The organism is Burkholderia sp. HAN2018 (assembly GCF_024704855.1).
Taxonomy (GTDB): domain Bacteria; phylum Pseudomonadota; class Gammaproteobacteria; order Burkholderiales; family Burkholderiaceae; genus Burkholderia; species Burkholderia cepacia.
On sequence record NZ_QOBB01000581.1, the window covers coordinates 1 to 297 of the forward strand.

Annotated in this window: 1 rRNA gene; it reads left to right on the forward strand. The window is 53.5% G+C overall.

The features are described 5' to 3' along the window. Positions 1-297 (forward strand): 23S ribosomal RNA (locus DPV74_RS41900); the annotation flags it as partial.

Consider the following 297-nt stretch of genomic DNA (forward strand, 5'->3'; position numbering starts at 1 on the left):
GAGGCAGAAATGCGTAGCTGATGGGAAGCAGGTCAATATTCCTGCACCATTGTTAGATGCGATGGGGGGACGGATCGCGGAAGGTTGTCCGGGTGTTGGAAGTCCCGGTCGCTGCATTGGAGAAGGCACTTAGGCAAATCCGGGTGCGTAATTCAAGGGTGTGGCGCGAGCTTCTTCGGAAGCGAAGCAATTGGAAGTGGTTCCAAGAAAAGCCTCTAAGCTTCAGTCTAACGATGACCGTACCGCAAACCGACACAGGTGGGCGAGATGAGTATTCTAAGGCGCTTGAGAGAACTC